22 protein-coding genes are annotated in these 19,467 nt (G+C 72.4%); 10 read left to right on the top strand and 12 right to left on the bottom strand.

Annotation, left to right across the window (positions count from 1 at the left end; all coding sequences use genetic code 11):
* Positions 1 to 64: 64 nt before the first annotated feature.
* Together FE634_RS00645 and FE634_RS00650 are read right to left on the bottom strand one after the other, a co-directional pair.
* On the bottom strand, positions 65 to 463 hold the full coding sequence (locus FE634_RS00645) for a (R)-mandelonitrile lyase (protein ID WP_148240237.1): 399 nt from the start codon (positions 461 to 463) through the stop codon (positions 65 to 67).
* Between the two features lie 11 nt (positions 464 to 474).
* A complete protein-coding gene (locus FE634_RS00650) occupies positions 475 to 1,383 on the bottom strand; it encodes a helix-turn-helix transcriptional regulator (RefSeq protein ID WP_138874783.1) in 909 nt (302 codons plus the stop codon).
* 171 nt (positions 1,384 to 1,554) lie between these two features.
* On the opposite strand from FE634_RS00650, the gene FE634_RS00655 reads away from it, so the two are divergent.
* From FE634_RS00655 to FE634_RS00665, 3 genes are all read left to right on the top strand, one after another.
* Positions 1,555 to 2,847 (top strand): MFS transporter, encoded by a 1,293-nt coding sequence (locus FE634_RS00655; RefSeq protein ID WP_222847643.1) that lies wholly within the window; start codon positions 1,555 to 1,557, stop codon positions 2,845 to 2,847.
* Between the two features lie 129 nt (positions 2,848 to 2,976).
* Positions 2,977 to 4,014: a zinc-dependent alcohol dehydrogenase family protein gene (locus FE634_RS00660; protein ID WP_148240238.1), complete on the top strand. Its 1,038-nt coding sequence runs from the start codon at positions 2,977 to 2,979 to the stop codon at positions 4,012 to 4,014.
* Between the two features lie 32 nt (positions 4,015 to 4,046).
* Complete coding sequence (locus tag FE634_RS00665) at positions 4,047 to 4,637, top strand: cyclophilin-like fold protein (protein WP_138874784.1); 591 nt, start codon at positions 4,047 to 4,049, stop codon at positions 4,635 to 4,637.
* A 44-nt stretch (positions 4,638 to 4,681) separates the two neighbouring features.
* On the opposite strand, the gene FE634_RS00670 is transcribed toward FE634_RS00665, so the two are convergent.
* The 3 genes from FE634_RS00670 to FE634_RS00680 all read right to left on the bottom strand — a co-directional run bounded on the left by FE634_RS00670 (position 4,682) and on the right by FE634_RS00680 (position 7,166).
* Positions 4,682 to 5,230, bottom strand: coding sequence for a hypothetical protein (locus FE634_RS00670; RefSeq protein WP_138874785.1), 549 nt, complete (start codon positions 5,228 to 5,230; stop codon positions 4,682 to 4,684).
* A 166-nt stretch (positions 5,231 to 5,396) separates the two neighbouring features.
* On the bottom strand, positions 5,397 to 5,579 hold the full coding sequence (locus FE634_RS00675; protein ID WP_138874786.1) for a hypothetical protein: 183 nt from the start codon (positions 5,577 to 5,579) through the stop codon (positions 5,397 to 5,399).
* A 102-nt stretch (positions 5,580 to 5,681) separates the two neighbouring features.
* Positions 5,682 to 7,166 (bottom strand): aminotransferase-like domain-containing protein, encoded by a 1,485-nt coding sequence (locus FE634_RS00680; protein WP_187366778.1) that lies wholly within the window; start codon positions 7,164 to 7,166, stop codon positions 5,682 to 5,684.
* A 101-nt stretch (positions 7,167 to 7,267) separates the two neighbouring features.
* Here FE634_RS00680 and FE634_RS00685 point away from each other — a divergent pair, with 101 nt between their 5' ends.
* The 4 genes from FE634_RS00685 (at position 7,268) to FE634_RS00700 (ending at position 10,893) form a co-directional block, all read left to right on the top strand.
* The gene (locus tag FE634_RS00685; protein WP_148240240.1) at positions 7,268 to 8,500 is read left to right on the top strand and encodes a Tm-1-like ATP-binding domain-containing protein; all 1,233 of its coding nucleotides are present in this window, start codon (positions 7,268 to 7,270) and stop codon (positions 8,498 to 8,500) included.
* Positions 8,497 to 9,318 carry a phosphoenolpyruvate hydrolase family protein gene (locus FE634_RS00690; protein ID WP_148240241.1) on the top strand — a complete coding sequence of 274 codons (822 nt, stop codon included), beginning with the start codon at positions 8,497 to 8,499 and terminating at the stop codon, positions 9,316 to 9,318. The genes FE634_RS00685 and FE634_RS00690 overlap by 4 nt, the downstream gene beginning before the upstream one ends.
* A 32-nt stretch (positions 9,319 to 9,350) precedes the next feature.
* Positions 9,351 to 9,770, top strand: coding sequence for a cupin domain-containing protein (locus FE634_RS00695; RefSeq protein ID WP_222847644.1), 420 nt, complete (start codon positions 9,351 to 9,353; stop codon positions 9,768 to 9,770).
* Positions 9,771 to 10,263: 493 nt separating this feature from the next.
* On the top strand, positions 10,264 to 10,893 hold the full coding sequence (locus FE634_RS00700) for a hemerythrin domain-containing protein (RefSeq protein WP_187366779.1): 630 nt from the start codon (positions 10,264 to 10,266) through the stop codon (positions 10,891 to 10,893).
* A 63-nt stretch (positions 10,894 to 10,956) separates the two neighbouring features.
* Here the strand turns inward: FE634_RS00700 and FE634_RS00705 are convergent, their stop codons facing one another.
* On the bottom strand, positions 10,957 to 11,955 hold the full coding sequence (locus FE634_RS00705) for a choice-of-anchor D domain-containing protein (protein ID WP_170981493.1): 999 nt from the start codon (positions 11,953 to 11,955) through the stop codon (positions 10,957 to 10,959).
* A gap of 573 nt (positions 11,956 to 12,528) precedes the next feature.
* Between FE634_RS00705 and FE634_RS00710 the strand changes: the two genes are divergently transcribed.
* The 3 genes from FE634_RS00710 (at position 12,529) to FE634_RS00720 (ending at position 14,645) form a co-directional block, all read left to right on the top strand.
* On the top strand, positions 12,529 to 13,230 hold the full coding sequence (locus tag FE634_RS00710; RefSeq protein ID WP_137293016.1) for an ANTAR domain-containing protein: 702 nt from the start codon (positions 12,529 to 12,531) through the stop codon (positions 13,228 to 13,230).
* Between the two features lie 631 nt (positions 13,231 to 13,861).
* On the top strand, positions 13,862 to 14,053 hold the full coding sequence (locus tag FE634_RS21490) for a LuxR C-terminal-related transcriptional regulator (protein ID WP_262347527.1): 192 nt from the start codon (positions 13,862 to 13,864) through the stop codon (positions 14,051 to 14,053).
* Between the two features lie 286 nt (positions 14,054 to 14,339).
* Entirely contained in the window at positions 14,340 to 14,645 is a 306-nt protein-coding gene (locus FE634_RS00720) for a hypothetical protein (RefSeq protein WP_137293014.1), read from the top strand.
* Between the two features lie 280 nt (positions 14,646 to 14,925).
* On the opposite strand, the gene FE634_RS00725 is transcribed toward FE634_RS00720, so the two are convergent.
* From FE634_RS00725 to FE634_RS00750, 6 genes are all read right to left on the bottom strand, one after another.
* Positions 14,926 to 15,192 carry an ANTAR domain-containing protein gene (locus FE634_RS00725; protein WP_187366780.1) on the bottom strand — a complete coding sequence of 89 codons (267 nt, stop codon included), beginning with the start codon at positions 15,190 to 15,192 and terminating at the stop codon, positions 14,926 to 14,928.
* Between the two features lie 43 nt (positions 15,193 to 15,235).
* On the bottom strand, positions 15,236 to 15,883 hold the full coding sequence (locus FE634_RS00730; RefSeq protein ID WP_138874791.1) for a Type 1 glutamine amidotransferase-like domain-containing protein: 648 nt from the start codon (positions 15,881 to 15,883) through the stop codon (positions 15,236 to 15,238).
* Between the two features lie 302 nt (positions 15,884 to 16,185).
* A complete protein-coding gene (locus FE634_RS00735) occupies positions 16,186 to 16,434 on the bottom strand; it encodes a hypothetical protein (protein WP_138874792.1) in 249 nt (82 codons plus the stop codon).
* Positions 16,435 to 16,507: 73 nt separating this feature from the next.
* On the bottom strand, positions 16,508 to 18,130 hold the full coding sequence (locus FE634_RS00740) for an MFS transporter (protein ID WP_138874793.1): 1,623 nt from the start codon (positions 18,128 to 18,130) through the stop codon (positions 16,508 to 16,510).
* Positions 18,127 to 18,507, bottom strand: coding sequence for a VOC family protein (locus tag FE634_RS00745; RefSeq protein WP_148240243.1), 381 nt, complete (start codon positions 18,505 to 18,507; stop codon positions 18,127 to 18,129). Before FE634_RS00745 ends, FE634_RS00740 begins: the two co-directional genes overlap by 4 nt.
* Before the next feature lie 31 nt (positions 18,508 to 18,538).
* The gene (locus FE634_RS00750) at positions 18,539 to 19,360 is read right to left on the bottom strand and encodes an alpha/beta fold hydrolase (RefSeq protein WP_138874795.1); all 822 of its coding nucleotides are present in this window, start codon (positions 19,358 to 19,360) and stop codon (positions 18,539 to 18,541) included.
* Between the last annotated feature and the right edge of the window lie 107 nt (positions 19,361 to 19,467).

The following is a 19,467-nucleotide window of genomic DNA, read 5'->3' on the forward strand; positions in this document are numbered from 1 at the left end:
GCCTGTCAAACCAGCGGCGATGCCTGCGGTCGACCCTCAACGCCCCTGACGGGAACGTCCAGGGTCACGTGGCGGCGTACTCGTCGTCAGTGACGGGTTGCTGCCAGTGGACGACGTCGTGGGTGTCGTCGGCCTCGTTGATGGCGAGGTGGACCATGAGGCGGTCGGGTGCAGCGCCGTGCCAGTGCTCCTCGTCGGCCTCGAACAGGACGCGGTCGCCGGGACGGATGGTCTCGACGGGGCCGCCGCGGCGTTGGCAGAGCCCGACGCCCTCGGTGACGAACACCGTCTGGCCGAGGGGGTGGCGGTGCCAGTGGGTGCGGGCGCCCGGCATGAAGTGGACCAGGTTGGCGCTGACCCGCGACGGTGAGGGGGCGGCGGCGACGGCGTCGATGTAGACGTCGCCGGTGAACCAGTCGGCGGGTCCCTTGGCGGTGGCGGTGCTGCTTCGGGTGATGTGCACGATGTGTGCTCCTACGGTGTTGTGGTCGAGGTCGTTGCGGTGGGGTTCGAGGCGGCCCAGGACGCGAGGAGCCGTAGTCGGTCGTGGGACGGTGAGCCGGGTTCGGCGGTGTAGATGTACAGCGCGAGGCCGGGTTCGGCGGTGATGGCGAGCTCTTCGTAGGCGAGGGTCAGCTCGCCGACGACGGGGTGGTGGAAGCGCTTGGTGCCGGCGCCGTGGGTGCGCACGTCGTGTGCGGCCCAGAGCCGGCGGAAGGTGTCGCTGCGGGTCGATAGCTCACCGACGAGGTCTTGCAGGCCGCGGTCGTGGGGGTCGCGGCCGGCTTCGGTGCGCATGTTGGCGACACACATCTCGGCGAAGGTGTCCCAGTCGGGGTAGAAGTCGCGCGAGGCGGGGTCGAGGAACTGGAACCGGGCGAGGTTGGGCGGGCGCCCTGGGCTCTGTTCGCGGGGCTGCTGGGGGTCGCCGGTGACGGGGGTGTAGAAGGCGCGGCCGAGGGTGTTCGTGGCGAGCAGGTTCTGGTGGGGGTCGCGGACGAAGGCGACGGCGTCGGTGATCGCCTCGAGGGTCCAGTGGAGGCTGGGCCGCGAGGTGGCCCTGCTCGGCGGGCGCCTGCGGGCTCGGGCGGAGGTGGGGATGCCGTCGGCGGCGCGGGCCAGGTCGAGGAGGTGGGCGTGCTCGGTCTCGTCGAGCTGGAGCGCGCGGGCGAGGCCGTCGAGGACGCCGGCGGAGGCGCCGGCGATCTGGCCGCGCTCGAGGCGGGCGTAGTACTCCACGCTCAACCCGGCGAGGGTGGCGACCTCGCTGCGTCGTAGCCCGGGTACGCGGCGGGAGCCGCTGGTGGGCAGACCGGCCTGGTCGGGGGTGATCCGGGCGCGGCGGGTGGTGAGGAACTCACGCACCTCCTGACGGTTGTCCATGCCGTCAAGCCTAGGCACGACGGGCTGGGTCGCGCAGGGTCGAAGGGTGCCCTGTGAGTACACCCATCACCAGTGACTCCCGCGCAGCCGCGGACGCGGGTTGACTTGGGGTCACGAGGTTGAGGACCGCCTGGTCCACCCTCGTTCGTCCTCGTCCTGGAAGGTCTCCTCGTGTCCACCTCCCCGTCTGCGCCCGCGCGATCCGGCAGCGCGCCCACGCCGTCGGCCGGGCCCCACCGCAGCGCCGGTCCCGCGCAGGCCCGGCTGCCGTTCGTCGTCTACGTCCTCGGCGCCGGGACCTTCTTGATGGGCACCACCGAGTTCATCGTCGCCGGTCTGCTGCCCGAGCTTGCGGCCGACTTCGGCACGACGGAGGCCCGCGCGGGCCTGGCGATCACCACCTTCGCGGTCGGGATGATCCTGGGGGCGCCGGTGCTGCCGATGCTGACGCTGCGGCTGTCGCGGCGCGTCCTGCTGACCTCCGCGCTGGCCGTGTACGCCGCCGCGCACGTCGTCTCCGCAGCGACGGAGAGCTTCGGGTTGCTGCTCGCCAGCCGGTTCGTCGCCGCCGTGGCCACCGGCACCTTCTGGGCCGTCGCCGCGGTCGTGGCCGCCCGCATCGCTGGCCCCGGACGGGCCTCGACCGCGCTGGGCATCGTGCTGGGTGGCGGGATGCTCTCCACGGTGGTCGGCGTCCCGTTGGGCGCGGTCGCGGGGCAGGCGATCGGGTGGCGCGGACCTTTCTGGGCCCTCGCGGCCCTCGCGGTCCTCGCCGCCGTCGTCGTGGCTCGTCAGGTCCCGGCCGACCCGACCGGTGCGGACGCACGGCCTCGGCCGTCGGTGCGCGCCGAGGTTGCCTCGCTCCGGTCCGCGAGGCTCTGGTTGGTGCTGCTCACCTGCGCGGCGATCAACGCCGGCGTCATGTCGGTCTACAGCTTCGTCTCCCCGCTCCTCGGCGGCCGGGCTGGTCTCGGCGTCTCGCTCGTCCCGCTGGCGCTGGTGCTGTTCGGCCTCGGGACCTTCGTGGGCAACCTCGCCGGCGGTCGCCTCGGGGAGAGCCGTCCGTTCGCAGTCCTGGCCACGGCCGCGGGCGTCACCCTCGTCACCGTCGCGCTCCTGACGGTCGCCACCTCGACGGTGCCCGCCGTGCTGCTGTTCGGGCTCCTCGGCCTCGTCGGCCTCTCGGCCAACCCCGTGCTGGTCGCCCTCGCTGTCCGGTTCGGCGGTGACGGAGCAACCCTGCCGAGCGCGATGGCCACCTCGATGTTCAACGCCGGCACCGCGGTCGGAACTGCAGTGACCGGGGCGCTGCTGACCACCTCGTTGGGCGACGCGAGCCCTGCGCTGGTCGGGGTGGTCGCCGCCGCACTGGTCCTGGTCCCGGTCATCCTCCTGGGGCGCCACGGACGGCTCGCACGAGGCGGCGCCCACCGGCGATCGCCGGCGCCCTCCGCCTCGCTGTGACGGCACTCGCGGGCGTGCCCCCGGGCCGCCGCCGGGCGGCGTCACAGAACCCGTGCTGATGGTGCTCGGAGCCCGCCCCGACACGCCCACCCGCTAGACCCGTCCCCACACCCGAGGAGAACCACCACCATGCGAGCAACGCTCATGTACGCCGCCGGCGACGTCCGGGTCGAGACCGTCCCGGACTCGATCATCGAGCAGCCCACCGACGTCCTGGTCCGCGTCACCGCGAGCTGCATCTGCGGCAGCGACCTGCACCCCTACCACTCCCTGCCCGCCAAGGCCGGGCCCGCCCGGATGGGCCACGAGTTCATCGGCGTGGTCGAGGAGGTCGGCGCGGACGTCACCACCCTGACCAAGGGCGACCTGGTCGTCGCCCCCTTCGCCTACTCCGACGGCACCTGCCAGTTCTGCCGCGCGGGCCTGCACACCTCCTGCGAGAAGGGCGGCTTCTGGGACACGTTGCCCCAGGAGGGGGGCCAGGCCGAGCTCGTCCGCGTCCCCCTCGCCGACGGCACCCTCGTCAAGCTCCCCGTCGCGCCCGACTCCGAGCTCGTCCCCTCGCTGCTGACCCTCTCCGACGTCTACGGAACCGGCTACCACGCCGCCGTCCGTGGCGGTGTCAGCGCCGGCAAGAGCGTCACCGTCATCGGCGACGGCGCCGTCGGCCTGCTCGCCGTGCTCTCGGCCCAGCAGCTCGGCGCCGAGCAGATCATCCTCATGGGACGCCACCAGTCCCGCACCGACCTCGGTCGCGAGTTCGGTGCCACCGACGTCGTCGCCGAGCGCGGCGAGGAAGGCGTCGCGAAGGTCCGCGACCTCACGGGCGGTCACGGCACCCACGTGGTCCTCGAGGCCGTCGGACACATGCCCGCCTACGAGCAGGCCTGCGGCGTCGTCCGACCCGGCGGCACGATCAGCCGGGTCGGGGTGCCGCAGTACGAAGAGGCCCCCGTCGGGTTCACCTCGCTGTTCGGCGGCAACATCACCCTCACCGGCGGCCCGGCACCCACCCGCGCCTACATCGAGCAGCTCCTGCCCGCGGTCCTCGACGGCACCGTGCAGCCCGGCAGGGTGTTCGACCGCACCATCAACCTCGACGACGTCCCCGACGGCTACCGCGCCATGGACGACCGCGAGGCCCTCAAGATCCTCGTCAAGCCTTGACCCCGACCGCCGGCAGAGAGCCGGACCCGACCATGAGCAAGGGCGTCCGCTCCGTCGTCCTCACCTGCCTCGCGTCGCTCGCGCTGACGGCGCTGGCCGCGTGCGGCGGCACCAGCACGCCAGAGACACCTGGTGCCCCCAGCGGCAGCACCCCGACATCCGGGCGGGGGGCTGGCGAGGCGACCGCGACGCCCAGGTCCTCACCGGCGACGCCGCCGCCCCCAGGAGCTGATGCCGACAGCAGCCAGCGACCCGAGACCGGCAACCGCCGGCTCCGGCTGGTCGTCAGCGGCCAGCAGGTCGAGGTCGAGCTCGACGACAGCGCCGCCGCACGAGACCTGCTCGCGCAGCTGCCCCTGACCGTGAACATGACCGACCACGGCGGCGTCGAGAAGACCGGCCCCCTCCCCACACCGCTCTCGCTGGAGGGTCAACCCGACGGTGCAGACCCGGAGATCGGAGACCTCGGCTACTACGCGCCCGGCAACGACCTCGTCCTCTACCACGGCGACCAGTCCTACTTCCCCGGCATCGTCGTGCTCGGCCGGATGACGGGCGACGCGGCCGACCGTCTCGCCACGATCGCTGGACCGGTCACCGTGGCCGTCAGCGTCGTGGGGTAGCACCCGCGCACGGCCGGGCGGCGTCTGACGGCAGTCACCGGTCGCTACGTCGCGGACACGATCTCGTTGGTGAACCAGTCGGCGAGCCGGCCGCCGTGGTCGCGGCTGCTGACCACGATGCCGATCTCGAGGTCGAGCGCCACCTCGACGTGATCTGGCACCTCACCGGGGCGCGCCCGCCATGAGTCGCCGCGCTCGAGACGCTCGGAGACCTCGGAGAAGACCAAGGGGCAGCAGGCGCAGATCGGGTCGTAGCCCTCCTCGGCGCGAGCCGTGAAAGCAACCGTGGGGCGCCCGGACAGCTCGCCGGGGCGGACGTCACTGATGGTCACCCCGCTGCTCAGCTCGTAGGGGTCGAGCATCGCCGACCACTGGTAGTTGGTCGGGTACGGCTCGACGTCGCGCAGCTGGAAGCTCGACGGAGGTGCGCCGCGCTCGCGGATTCGCTCGCCCCGGGGCAGTCGGACCGCGTCGAGCTCGCCGTGCCGGAGCCAGGCGTGGAGCTCCTCGTCTGGGGACCGGTGGACGATCTCGAGGGTCGTCCAACGTGCGTGTGCCTCGCGAGCCAGCTCGCGGACGTCGTCGGGAGACACGGGTCGAGCCTAGGAGACGGATGCTTGTTGCCCAGTACGCATGGAACTCGCTGGGCGGCAGGCTTTGCACGACCGACTTCCAGTTGACCCTCACCAGTCCTGCTCGGGTCCTCGACCCTCGCCAGGATCGCGTACTGCCGTCACCGTGCGGCGACCGAGCCGGAACTCAGCTCAGGTTGATGATGTCGTTCATCGAGCTGGAGATGCTCGAGTCGCCGTTGCCGGAGCGCCGTTTCGTGCCCCGCTTCCGGTCCCGCCTCGCGAGGATGACGAGGGGGAGGAACACGACGACGAGCACCGCCACCAGGAAGGCCACGGCGGCAGCGATGGCCAAGGCATCGGAACCCACGGTGGTTCTCCTCTCCGGCGGCCCTGGTGACCTGCGGTGCGAGCCTAGACCCGGCCACCGACATCTCGAAGCAGAACCGGTGCGTCGCGACCCAGGACGCGGTCACGGCGACGGGTGCCTCGGACCGGCGGTGGTGCCGAGGGTGGGGGCTCGCTGGTGATCGCGCCACAGCGCGATCAGGTCGGTCAGGCCGTCACCAAGCGCGTCGGGCTCGCGCCAGAAAGGGATCCGCAGGTACTCGCGACACCCCTCGACGGCCGAGAACACGGGACCGGGGCTGACGAGGATCCCGTGACGTCGCGCGTGCTGCCCGAACGCCGAGGCGTCCAGGCCGGGGACGCGCACCCAGAGCCCGCTGCCGCCGCCGGGCCGCGTGAAGGACCACTCCGGTGCGTCGGCGTTCAGGATCGCGGCGGCCGCCGCGTAGCCGGTCTCCAGCTGGCGCCGGCGCGCGGCGCGAGCCTCGTCGACCACGGACAAGCAGGACGCGGCCACCAGCTGCGTGAGTGGCGAGCTCCCGAGGTCGGCGACGGCCTTGGCGCGGACCAGCGGATCCAGGAACGAGGATCGGGCACGGATCCACCCGATCCGCAGCCCGCCCCAGAAGAGCTTCGACACCGAGCCGAGGGCGACCCACTGCTCCGGCGGCAGTCCGTGACCGACCGGCGTCGGTGGGCGGTCCGCGTCGAGCATGAGGTCGGCGGGGGACCCGTCCTCGAGCAGGATGGTCCGCGACCCCGAGAGGATCTGGGTCAGGCCGGCGGCCCTGGCGGGAGTGATTACCGAGCCGGTCGGGTTGTGGGCGATCGGCAGCGAGTAGAACAGGCGCGGCTTGAGCTGGCGGACCAGCCGCTCGAGCACCTCGAGGTCCGGGCCGGAGTGGTCGACCGGGACCGGCACCAGCCGGGCACCCTGCGCGCGGAACGCGTCCAGCGCGCCCCGGTAGGACGGGTCCTCGACCAGGACGACGTCGCCGGGCCGGACCAGGGCAGCCGCGACCATCGCCAGGCCCTGCTGGGATCCCGAGGTGACCAGGACCTCCTCCGCCGACGTCGCGACCCCGAGGTCGGCGTAGTAGCCGGCGAGCGCCTCACGCAGCTCGAGCAGGCCGGCCGGCTCGTAGCCGTCGTCCGCGACCAGGTCGGCGAGCCGCGCCTGCCGCAGCACCCGGTCGCTGTGCTCGACCACGAGGTCGAGGCCCCCCGGCGCGCCGCTGGAGAGGTCGTGGCGTCGCGGCACCGGGTGGCTGCCGAAGCTGGTGAGCCGCGCGTCGCCCCGAGGACCGCCCCCACCGCGACCACCGACCGACGTGACGAACGTCCCGCTGCCGACCCGGCTCTCGACCACCTGGGCGTCCCGCAGCAGGTTGTAGGCCTCCGTCACCGTCCCGCGACTGATCATGAGTGCGGCGCCGAGCGAGCGCTCGGACGGCATCGTGTCGCCGTCGCGGAGGTCGCCCTGGTCGACGAGGTCGGTGACCGCGGCGGCCAGGCGCTGCGCGAGGGGGCCGCTCCCGGACTCCCACCCCGCCAGCAGGCGCGTGATGCGGCCCGTGGTGTTCGTGGCGCACCTCCACCTTTGGACCATTGCCGGTCGCATTGGCCCTTGCCGGGCCAATTCCTGGGCCACAGTGTTGGTGCTCGGACACGGCGCGGGCAAGTCGCGCCGTCGGCAGGAGGACATCGACCGTGGCAGTGCTCGTCGTAGGAACCCTCGACACCAAGGGTGCCGAGGTCGCGTTCGTCCGCGACCGTCTGCAGCGTGACGGGTCCGACGTCCTGGTGATGGACGTCGGCGTGCTCGGCGGCAGCGAGGTCGAGCCCGACCTCGACGCCTCCACCGTCGCGGCCGCCGCGGGTCACCAGCTCGCTGACCTGCGGTCCGCGGGCGACCGCGGTGCCGCCCTGCGCGCCATGGCCCAGGGTGCCGCAGCCCTCACCACGGGCCTCGTGGGGCGCGGTGAGGTCGAGGGCGTCCTCGGGCTGGGCGGCAGCGGAGGGTCGTCGGTCGTCGCCGAGGTCGCGCGCGTGCTGCCGGTCGGCATGCCGAAGCTGCTCGTGTCGACGATGGCCAGCGGCGACGTCTCGGCCTACGTCGGGGAGACCGACCTGACCCTGATGCACAGCGTGGTCGACCTCGCCGGCCTCAACGTGATCTCGCGCGAGATCCTGCGCAACGCGGCGGTGGCGACCGGCGCGATGGCCCGCGCCTACGCCGCGGCACGGTCCGAGCCCGCGGACGCCGTCGACCGCCCGCTCGTCGCCGCGACCATGTTCGGGGTCACCACGCCGGCCGTCGAGACCGCCAAGGTCGAGCTCGAGGCCTCGGGCTACGACGTCATCGTCTTCCACGCGACTGGCTCGGGCGGTCGGGCGATGGAGTCGTTGGTCCGCAGCGGCTACTTCGCCGGCGTCCTCGACCTGACGACGACCGAGATCGCCGACGAGGTCGTGGGCGGTGTGCTCTCGGCCGGTCCCGGCCGGCTCACCGCCGCCGCCGAGCTCGGGCTGCCCCAGGTGGTCAGCCTGGGTGCCGTCGACATGGTGAACTTCGGGCCGCGCGCCTCGGTGCCGGACCAGTTCGACGAGCGCACCCTGCTGGTGCACAACGACACCGTGACCCTGATGCGGACCACGGCCGACGAGGCACGCTCCATCGGCCGCACCATCGGAGAACGACTGGCGCGCAGCACCGGCCCCACCGTCGTCTTCGTCCCGGTGGGCGGCACGTCGGCGATCGACGCCGTCGACGGGCCCTTCTGGGACCAGGAGGCCGACCAGGCCGCCGTCACGGCGCTCCGGGAGGCACTCGCCGGGACCGGCATCGAGGTCGTGGTCCGCGAGGAGAACATCAACGATCCCCAGTTCGCAGTCGCCATGGCGCAGCGGCTGCACACGCTCGTCGAAGGAGAGAACGCATGAACCGCACCGAGGCGCTCCAGGCCCTCCGGAGCCAGGTCGCGCAGGACCTGCCCGTCGTGGGGGCCGGTGCCGGGACCGGTCTGTCCGCCAAGTCCGCCGAGATGGGCGGCGCGGACCTGATCATCATCTACAACTCCGGGCGGTTCCGGATGGCCGGGCGCGGCTCGCTGGCCGGGATGATGCCGTACGGCGACGCCAACAAGATCGTGATGGAGATGGCCGCCGAGGTGCTGCCGGTCATCGAGCGCACGCCGGTCCTCGCCGGCGTCTGCGGGACCGACCCGTTCCGCCTCATGCCGCAGTTCCTGGACGAGATCGCCCGGACGGGGTTCACCGGCGTCCAGAACTTCCCGACGGTGGGTCTCATCGACGGGGTGTTCCGGGCCAACCTGGAGGAGACCGGGATGGGCTTCGACCTGGAGGTCGAGATGATCCGGCTGGCCGCCGAGCGGGACCTGCTGACGGCGCCCTACGTCTTCGACGTCGAGCAGGCCAGGGCGATGACCGAGGCCGGCGCGGACGTCCTGGTGCCCCACATGGGTCTGACCACCAAGGGCTCGATCGGCGCGGCCACGGCGATCTCCCTCGACGAGGCCATCGACCGGGTGCAGGCGATGAGCGACGCCGCCCACGCCGTTGACCCGGAGGTCATCGTGCTGTGCCACGGAGGTCCGATCGCCGAGCCGGACGACGTGCGCACCGTCCTCGAGCGCACCAGCGGCGTGGTCGGGTTCTTCGGCGCCTCGTCGATGGAGCGCCTGCCCAACGAGCGCGCGATCGCCGACCAGCTGCGGCTGTTCAAGAGTCTTCCGGTCTGACGCACCACCCACCGTCTGCGAAGGAGAGCATCGTGCACAGGAAGCCACGGGACCTGACGACCATGGTCCTCGACTGGGGATCCATCAAGTGGTTCGTCTCCCCGGACACCGTGCCGGGGGCCACCTCGTCGTTCGGCGAGGTCGTCATCAACCCCACCCAGGGTCACGACCGCCACGAGCACCCGGGGGCCGACGAGGTCCTCTACGTGATCGAGGGGACCGGTCGCCAGACGGTGGGGGACGGGCCGGAGTTCGAGATCGTCGCCGGCGACACGATCTGGGTGCCCAGGGGCACGCCGCACTCGACGTTCAACACCGGCTGGAAGGCGCTGCGCCTGATCGCGACCTACACACCCGGCGGCGAGGAGCAGGCGCTCCGGGGGCTGCCCGACTTCGTCGAGCTGCCCGCAGGTGACACCCCGGTGTGGAAGCCGGCCGACTCGGCCCGATGAGCTCGGACGTCGACGCCGATGGTCGACGCCGGCGGCGGGACGAGGGTCCACCGCGCGGGTGGAGCGCCATGACCAGGCACGCCCCTACCGTCACCGTCATGACCACTTCTCCCGTGGATCCAGGGGTCGTCGAGCCCGAGGCCGCACCTGGCGAGGACCCGGGCGTCCCCGAGCCCCCGGCTCCGGCCGCTGACCCGGACGAGACCGAACCCGCCCAGAACCCGTCGTGATGAGCAGGGCATGAGCAGCACGCCTGAGCCCGAGCTGACCGACGCTGCCGACTCCTCCGTACCCGAGACGGAGACCGAGCGCGCGCTGGACGACGTCGAGCAGGTGCGCGAGTAGTCGCTGTCCGCCCCGACGGGAGCGGCACTGAACGGGCAGGAGGAGCGCGGGCCTGCGAACTGGGTTCTCGCCCGGTCTCATCAGCCCTGTTCGACGCTGGCCGGGGACCTGGCCACCAGCGCGTAGGTCGAGCAGCGACAATGGCGTGGTGGACGACTGGGTGGAGCTGCGCACCGGCGTCCGGCCCACCCCACCACCCGCCGTGCGCCGCAGCACGCGCAGCGTGCTCGACCCGGAGACCCGCCCGAGCGGTGCCGAGCCCGACCCGTCGGTGACCTTCGGCCCGCGTGGCCGGGCGGTCGCCAACCACCTGCTCGAGGTGCACGGACACCACCGGGCCGAGATCGACCACGTGCGCGACGTCGTGGGCCAGGTGCGGGCCGGCGTCGCCGCGATCGGCGCGGCACGATCGGCCGTCAACGACATGGCCGTCCGCGCCAACAGCTGGACCCTGGGCGGCATCTGCCAGGCCCAGTGCCTCGCCCTCACCCAGCACCACACGATGGAGACCGGCCAGGTCTTCCCGCACCTCGTGGCCGAGCAGCCCGACCTCGCACCCGTCGTCGAACGACTCGACGCCGAGCACCACCTGATCCACGGCGTCCTCGAGGAGCTCGACGCGGCCCTGGTCCACCTCGTCCAGCACCCCTCGGACCTCGACCCGCTCGAGGCCGCTCTCGACCTGCTCGAGGACACGCTGCTGTCGCACTTCGCCTACGAGGAGCGCGAGCTCGTCGCACCCCTGGCCCGGCACGGGTTCTTCCTCGACCAGGTGTGAGGCGACGGCCCCTCCGCCTCCTCAGCCCGGCCGTGTGCCCGGGCGAGCGGGGCGAGCGCGGGGTCAGGAGCGGTCGACGGCGTACGGACGACCGGCGCGGGCGGTGGGACGGACCGCGGGGCCGACGCCGGTGCCGGTCAGCTCGCTGGTCGCGGTGAGCTCGCCGCCTCCGAACGTCGCGGTCGTGGCCAGCGGCCCGGTCGCCGTCGGCGCGAACGCCACGCTGAAGGTGCAGAAGCCGTGCGCCGGGATCACGTTCTGGAGGCAGGTGTTCTCACCCTCGACGTAGTCGAAGAGGAAGTTGCCGTAGTCGCTGAGATCCCCCCGGGTGAGCGGCAGGTCGGTGTCGCCGCCGTTGACGAGCCTGAACGTGCGGGTGGCCGTCTGACCGATGGTGACGGAGCCGTAGTCCCACGCGGCCGGGCTGATGGAGAGGCCGGTCGGTGCCGCCGTGGCCTCGAGCGGGACGGTGGTGGCGCCGCGGCCGCCGCCGGCGACGACCAGGGACGCCGTCCGGGTGCGGGTCGGGTCGCCCCCGGGCGCGAGGCCCACCTGGGCCGTGCAGGAGGCGCCGGGCACCAGCCAGGGCCCGCACGTGCCTTCTGAGGTCGTGAAGGCCGCGGCGTCGGGACCGCCGAGGGCGAGCGTGACGCGGTTCGTGCGCGACTGTCCGACGTTGGTGATCCGCACGTCCTGGAGCGGCGGGGCCGTGCCGGTGAACGTCAGGGCCCGGGGCTCGGCGGCGAGGGCGGCGGGGCCGACCTGCACGACCGCGGTCCTGCTCACCGCACACCGGCCGCCGGGGCTGGGCGGGAGGCAGACGCGCACGTGGTAGCTGCCCGCCACCGCCGTCGGCGGGACGGTGCCGAACGCACGCACGGTCCGGCGCGCGCCCGCCGGCAGGGCCGGGGTGCGGGTGGCCCCGACCCGGTAGCGCCGCTGCGACCCGACCGGACGGTCGGTGGCGACGATGAAGACCGTCGCCCTCCGCGGCGCCTGGCGCACGTCGGTCCGGTTGGCCAGCGTGAACGTCGCCCGTACCTCGGTGCCCTCGTCGGTCACCCTGTCCGACCCGGTCACGGCCGTGACGCGCACGGTGGGGCGGGCCTCCGTCGCGGCCGACGACGAGCCGGCAGGGGCGAGGGTCGCCGTGGCGGCCAGGACGACGAGAGAGGCACAGAGACGGCGGGGGCTGATCAGCACGGGGACAGATCACCACGTCGCCAGGCTCCCGTCAGGCGAACCGGGGAACACGCTGCCCGGTTGTCCTCGGGTCGGGACCGACCGGCGCGGACCAGGGTGGTCGACGCTTGACTGGTGCCGACCGTCGCGTCGCTGGGGCGGTGGGGCTCGCGGAGGCACTGGCTGCCCGACCGTCAGGGTGCCCAGGGTCTCGGCGCGCTGCTCGATCCAGCCCTTCGCGCGGATGCCGGAACCGAGCGGGGGGTCACCCCCGCGGAGGTGCACCCTGGGGCAGGGAGTCAGCATCCTGGGGCCTGACGTCACGTCGGCCAGCCAGGACGGGGTCGGCTTGGTGTCCAACCGCGGAAGGGACTCCCGCCATGCACGCGCACCGAGACACCCGCGGCGGCCACGACGGCCACGACGCGTTCCGGTCGGTCTGAGGTCACCGGCATGGAGCCGATCGCCGCGACCGGGGAGGTGTTCGAGGAGTTCAGGTCCCTCGGGATCGACACCGACCTGCGTGACTACCTCCTCGAACGGGCCGAGGAGGTTCGCAAGGTGGTGCCCAGCTGCGTCGGGTTGAGCCTGGCCTCGATGAAGCACGGGGTGACCTTCACCCTGGAGGCGACCTCGAGGGAGTTTGCGGCACTCGACAGCGTCCAGTACCTGGATGGCGGACCGTGCGACAGCGGTGCCCACGAGGGGGAGATGCTGGAGTACAACGCCGACGACCCCACCGACGAGCGCCGCTGGGAGCTCTTCGCCGCGAGCACCGCCGCCCACAACGTGGCCAGCACGTTGACACTGCCGCTCGTCGTTGCGCACCAGGTTGCCGGGACGGTCAATCTGTACGCCTCACGGACCGACGCCTTCAAGGGCCACCACGACGAGGTCGCGGCGATTTTCGGCGCCCGCGCACACGAGGCGGTCACCAACGCCGACCTGGGCTTCCGGACCCGCCGCGACGCCGAGCGCGCTCCGCGCGTACTTCGCGACCAGAATGACGTCACTCGAGCGGCCGGCGTCCTCATGACCAGGCACGGCATCGACCGCGAGACCGCGCGGGACCTGATCGAGCAGTCAGCTCGACGGGGAGGTGTCAGCGACGGTGACCTGGCTCGCGAGATCCTTCGGCCCGGCGGGCGCGAGTGACGTTGCGCCCTGGCCCGGGCCCGGGCCAGGGGTTCGGCCCGTCACCGGTCGCGGGCTGGTGCGGTTACCTTGGACGCCGCCCCCACCTCTCCCGGGAGGCGTCCGGTGGCGGCCTCGTTCGTCCACGACTTCGCGGCCCGAGCGACAACCCGGGGGGGCAGGATCGCCGGCACGACGACACCGGAGTGGGTCGAGGATGGATGGCGGCCGCCTGGTCGGGCGGCTCGGCTGAGCGACGCAATCCCGACCGTCTGCGGGTCGATGGGTCCCAGCCTCGCCAGTAGTCCGAGGTCCCGTCGCTGTTCTCGACCGGCATCGTGCGGTACGTTCGATTGCGTTCGACGAACTCTCGTCACCCGGACTCCGTGGCGCCCATCTGCAAGCGCCCGGCTCGTGTGGCCCAGTTCCGTCCAGGACGGACCAACCTCCCCGAGTCGGGGAAACCGTCCGGGAGGACCCAGTGGCAACCTGCCAAGACCTCGGCACACGAAACGACGATCGACCCTCCGGCTCCGGCGAGCGCCCTGGGCAACAGGTCGCCGCCGTGAACACCTACCTCGGGCCGCGGAACCTGTATGGGGATCCCGCCAGGTTGGCCGGCCTCGAGACCCTCTCAGGGCGCGAGCGGGAGGTGCTCCACCTGATCACGAACGCCTGGAGCAACCACGAGATCGCCGCTGAGCTGCACCTCGGCATCACCACCGTCAAGACCTACATCAGGTTGGCCTACCGCAAGATGGGGGTCGACTCGCGCTCGCAGGCAGTCCTGTGGGGCGTGCACCGCGGGCTACTTGACGGTGACGAGGTCGTCCGGCGCGACTGACCTGGGGTCGCACTCTCCTGCCTCCACGCGGAGCTCGGCGACAACCAGGTCGTCATCCCCAGGGGTGTTTGCGCCCGTGCGGGTCGCCTCGGCGGCGTCCCTGCCCTAGGGTCGGAGTGCTCGTTCGTCCCGGTCCCCGACGAATCGATCATTCGATCGTTTGGAGACGCCGGTTGACGTCGATGTCAACGCACGCAGACATGCCTCCCACCTACGGGTCGTGTCGCTGCGTTCTCGTGGCCTCCATCGCGCTTGCCACCCATACTCGAACCAAGGATGAGACTTCATGACTACCCACGATTCTGCCCATCACGACGCCCGCGCCACCGGCCGGCGGATCAGCACCGAGACCAAGGCCTCGACCAAGAGCACCGAGCTCTACGCCTACGTCGCCGCGGTCATCGCCGTCGTCATCACCGCGGTGGTCATCGGAGACAACGGCGACGCACCGGGCGGCGACTCGTTCGGTGGCTCCGAGGCGATGCGCTACATCACGTACCTGACCATCGGCTACATGATCGCGCGCGGACTGGCCAAGGCCGGCAGCCGCGACTTCTACGACGCCGAGGTCAGGGACCACGCGGCACGCTGACCCTTCGCGCTCGGTCACGACGAGCGACGGCCCCATCCAGGCATCGTCTGGGTGGGGCTGTTGCCTTCGGAGCAGCCGAGCCGGCGTGCGCCTCAGGCCAGGTCAGCGGGGCGCATCCTCGCCGGGCCGTGATCCCATCGGCGGCAGGTTCGCGCTGAGTGTCTGAACCAGTAGGCGCTCGCAGGACCACGGCGCCACCCTCGAGGCCACCGGCACCGGTCTCGCATCGCCGCGAGCGAGCACGGCGCTGTCCCTGATCCTTCTGCTGAGATCTGTCCTCCTACGACAGTCGTGCGCGAGCGTGCTCCAGGACCGTTGTGCTGCGCAGGTCACGGCTGACGACTTCTGCGGCGACGTCGGTGAGCTTTCGGCCATGGTCGCGCGCGTAGTGCCGGAGCAGGACGAAGGCGTCGCGGACGTTCACCTCGCCTGCGTTGGCGACGATGCCCTTGGCCTGCTCCAACACGACGCGGCTGTCCAAGGCGCGCTGGAGCTGGGTGTTGACGGTCTCGAGGTCGGCTGCGGACTTCTCGTTGATGATGGCCACGCTGGCCACGTGCACCAGCGCTTGAGCCAGCTCCAGGTCCTCGTCATCGAGGCGACCGACGCCGTCGCCGAAGAGGCCGAGCGCTCCACGGACGCGCGTCCGGATCCTCATCGGGTCCCGAGATGCCGGCCGCCCATCGTTCTGCCTCTGCCATGGAGTTGCCCGGCTCACCGTCCTCAACCAGGTGCGGACAGATCGAGAAGTCGACGAGGCCGAGCGCGCGGTCGTCACCGTTCGGCGGCCGCCACTGGATGAAGTCCTCCCCGACCTCGGGAGTCATCGCCATGCTCCCAGCGCTCAGGCCGACCCAGGTCGTCCTGGTGAGCGAGGGGAGCAGGTCAGCCAGTCCGGACTCCCGCATCCAGTGACACAGGTAGAGGACGTCGCCGCCCGCCGCCAGCAACACGTCTGTCTCCCTGACCAGGGGCACCCAGCTCGCTTGGTCGATGCTGGGCAGCGCGGTCAGCTCCAGCACACCGACGGACTGCCAGCCCAGGTCGACCATGGGGTTGTCGGCGTTGCCGCTGATGAACTGCCAGGTTCGGACGCCGGGGCCGACCGCAGGGTGCCCGTACTGCGCCGTGGGGATGCAGAGGGCAGAGGAGTCGGCGATCGGCTTGCCCAAGAGATCGACCAGCGCCTCGCGGATGCTCGCGTTCGTGACGCCGCCGGACGTGAGAAGGAGCTTCACGGTTCCTCCTGTGGTGTGCGCGATGCGGATGTGGCGTACCGACCCTGGCTCGACGCCACACTCATCGTCGTCGAACGCAACCGACATCGACTGTCGGGTGAGTCGATCGGTTGCGCTCCGCCGATCGCGGTGCAAGGACGCAGGTGGTCTCGGCGTGGGCCGACCCTGGAACGGCGCGCTGGCGGTGCGGACCTGTCCGGCGCCACCTCGGCCCGGTTCGTGCTCGCGGCGGTCCGGTCGATCCCCCCGTCGGCCGGTGCCGCCGTCGCCGGGCCGGCCCGTCGGTGGTCAGCGGTCGGTGGTCAGCGGTCGGGGCGTCCGGACGCGATCCGGCGGGAGACCTGCAGCACGGCCCTGGCGGCCTCGACGTCCGAGGGCCGGGGCACCCAGCCCCGAGCGATCTCGTCGCGCAGCAGGTCCATCACCGCCGCCCACTCGGACGGGGTGAGGTCCTGGGGGAGCCGCTCGTGCTCCGAGGCCTCGGGTGGGCCGGCCAAGGGCGAGGTGCGCGCCGGCGGGCGCCGTCGGCGGCGGGCGACGAGGGTTCTCATGCCCTGTGAACGCTCGGACGACGACTTCGTTACGACGCCTCGCGCGACGACGTCCTCGAGGTCGCGCGCGGCCTCACCGGGGCGGGCGGGGTACGGCGAGCAGGTGCTGCTCGGACTCCGGGGACCCGGTCGTCGTGTGCTGCAGCGCCGCGGCGACGAGGTCGTGGTCGGAGTCGGTCCAGCGCTGGCCGTGCTGGCGCTCGAACTCGGCCCACGACGGCACCGTGAACTGCTCGACGCGCAGGTCCGGGTCGACGCCGTCGCGGTAGAGACCCCACGAGTGCCCGCCGGTGCGACGTCGGGCGCGGCCCACCGCGACCATGGCGCGGTCGAAGTCGGACGCCGCCTCGGGCGCGACGCGGTAGGTGCGCATGACGACGACGGGTCCGTCGTCGGGCTCGGGCCCGAACACCACGGTCGGGGTGGGCCACGCCGTCGAGACGCCGCGCGGCAGGGTGCCGGTCGCCGGGTGCAGGGGGAGCGCGGCGGTGCTGAGGCCGGCGGCCAGCACCAGCGTCGCGGCGACGAGGAACGCCGTCCGCACGCTGGTGTGCGAGGCCAGGGCTCCCCACGCGAACGAGCCGAGGGCCTGCGAGCCCATGAAGACCAGCAGGTAGACCGACATGCCGCGGGCGCGCACCCACCCGGCCAGCGACAGCTGCAGCGAGGCGTTGAGGGTGGTGAGCGTGCCGATCCAGGCCGCGCCGGCGACGACGAGCATCGGCAGGACCGCCCAGATCGGGAGCAGTGCGAGGGCGAGGACGCCGAGCGCGTAGGCGACCGCGGACGCCGCGAGGACGCCGTTGGGTGGCAGGTGCCGGCGCAGGGCCGGGTAGAGGGCCACGCCGCCGACCGCGCCGGCGCCGAGGAGGCCGAGGACGCCGCCGTACCCGGTGGCGCCGAGGTGCAGCTCCTGCGACGACGCCAGGGGGAGCAGCGCCCACAGCGCCGAGGCGGGGAAGGCGAAGAGGACCGAGCGGAGCATGATCCGGCGCACGATCGGCGCCGACCGCACGTAGTGCACCCCGGTCACCACGGAGCGGCCCAGGCGCTCGCGGTCCACGCCGACCTCGGCGACCGGACGTCGCCAGGCGACCAGGGCGCCGATGATGACGAGGAAGGTCAGGGTGTTGAGCGCGAACACCGCCGCCGGTCCGGCCAGGGCCACGACCACGCCGCCGACCGCGGGACCCACGGCGCGGGCGCCGTTCACCGTGACGCTGCCGAGGGCGGAGGCGGCCGGGATCTGCTCCTTCGGCACCAGCTCGGGCTGGATGGCCTGCCACGCCGGGGCCGAGAGCGAGGAGCCGCAGCCCAGCAGGAACGTCATCAGCAGCAGGGTCTGCGGGGTCAGCACGTCGGTCCAGGCCAGCAGCGTCGTCACCGCTGCCGCGACCGCGGTGCCGGTGCTGACCACGATGAGCAGCCGCCGCCGGTCGAGGAGGTCGGCCAGCCCGCCGGCCAGCAGCGCGAGAAAGAGCGTGGGCAGCAGGCTGGCCGTCTGCACCAGGGCGATGACCGTCGCGCTGCTGTGCCGCTCGACCAGGAACCACTGGGCGCCCACAGTCTGCATCCAGAGCCCGACGTTCGAGACCAGCTGGGCGATGAACAGGATCCGGAACACCCGGATCCGCAGCGGCGCCCAGGCACCCGGGGGCGCCGCTGCGGGAGGGGTGGACGTGGGTGCGGTGGTCACGACGCGACCTGCCGCACGCAGAACAGGTTGCCGAACGGGTCGAGGAGCTGGCAGAGCCGCTCGCCGGTGAACACCGTCCTCGGTCCGCGGTGGGCCACCGCGCCGTGGGCGACCCAGTCGGCGACGAGGGCGTCGACGTCGGGCACGGTCCAGTACGCCGCGACCCCGGCGGGCCCGCCGGCGTTGAGCTCGTCCACCTCGTGGAGCGTCAGGCGGGTGCCCCCGATCTCGAACGCGACCAGCGCACCGCCGCGCTGCACGGGCTCGCGGCCCAGCCGCCCGGCGTACCAGTCGACCGCCGCCTCGAGCCGGTCGACGAAGTAGTAGACGTTGCCGACGGCGCCGAGCTCCGGCTCGCTGCTGGGGGTGCTGCTCATGGCGGTGCTCCGGATCCGTTGCGGTGGGGGACTACTGGGCGATGAACGCGAGGATGTCGGCGTCCAGGGCCGTCTGGTAGTCGCCGAAGATGCCGTGCGGGGCGCCGGGGTAGACCTTGAGCGTCCCGTGCGCGACGAGGTCGATGGAGCGCTCGGCGGCGGCCGCGATCGGCACGATCTGGTCGTCGTCGCCCTGGGCGATGAGGATCGGGACGTCCAGTGCCTTCAGGTCCTCGGTGAAGTCGGTCTCGGAGAACGCCTTCACGCAGTCGTACGCCGCGGCCAGGTTCACCAGCATCCCCTGGCGCCAGAAGTCGTCCTTGGCCCCCTGCGAGACCTCGGCGCCCTCGCGGTTCGCACCGAAGAACGGCACGGCCAGGTCCTGGTAGAACTGCGACCGGTCGTGGAGCACGCCGTCGCGGATGGCGTCGAGCGCCTCGATCGGGGTGCCGTCGGGGTTGGCCTCGGACTGGAGCATGATCGGCGGGACGGCGCCCGCGGTGATCACCTTGGTGACCCGGCCGGCGCCGTGCTGCGCGGCGTACCGCACGACCTCGCCGCCACCGGTGGAGTGGCCGACGACCACGAGGTCGCGCAGGTCGAGGTGCTCGACGAGCTCGGCCAGGTCGCGGGCGTAGGTGTCCATGTCGTTGCCGGTGTAGGTCTTCGCGGAGCGGCCGTGGCCGCGCCGGTCGTGGGCGATGGCGCGGTAGCCGTGGTCGGCGAGCAGCTTGAGCTCGACCTGCCAGGCGTCGGAGGACAGCGGCCATCCGTGGCTGAGGAGCACGGGCTGACCGGAGCCCTGCTCGGTGTAGTACAGCTCGGTCCCGTCGGTGGTGGTGAAGTACGGCATGTCGGCTCCTCGGTGCGGTGGGTGGGGTGCAGCTCGTGGCCCCTACGCTCGTCCTCCGGGGCGGCGGTGTCGTCGCGGCCAGCACCCAACCCGGGGCGTGGCCAGCC

Source organism: Nocardioides sp. S-1144, from assembly GCF_005954645.2.
Taxonomy (GTDB): domain Bacteria; phylum Actinomycetota; class Actinomycetes; order Propionibacteriales; family Nocardioidaceae; genus Nocardioides; species Nocardioides dongxiaopingii.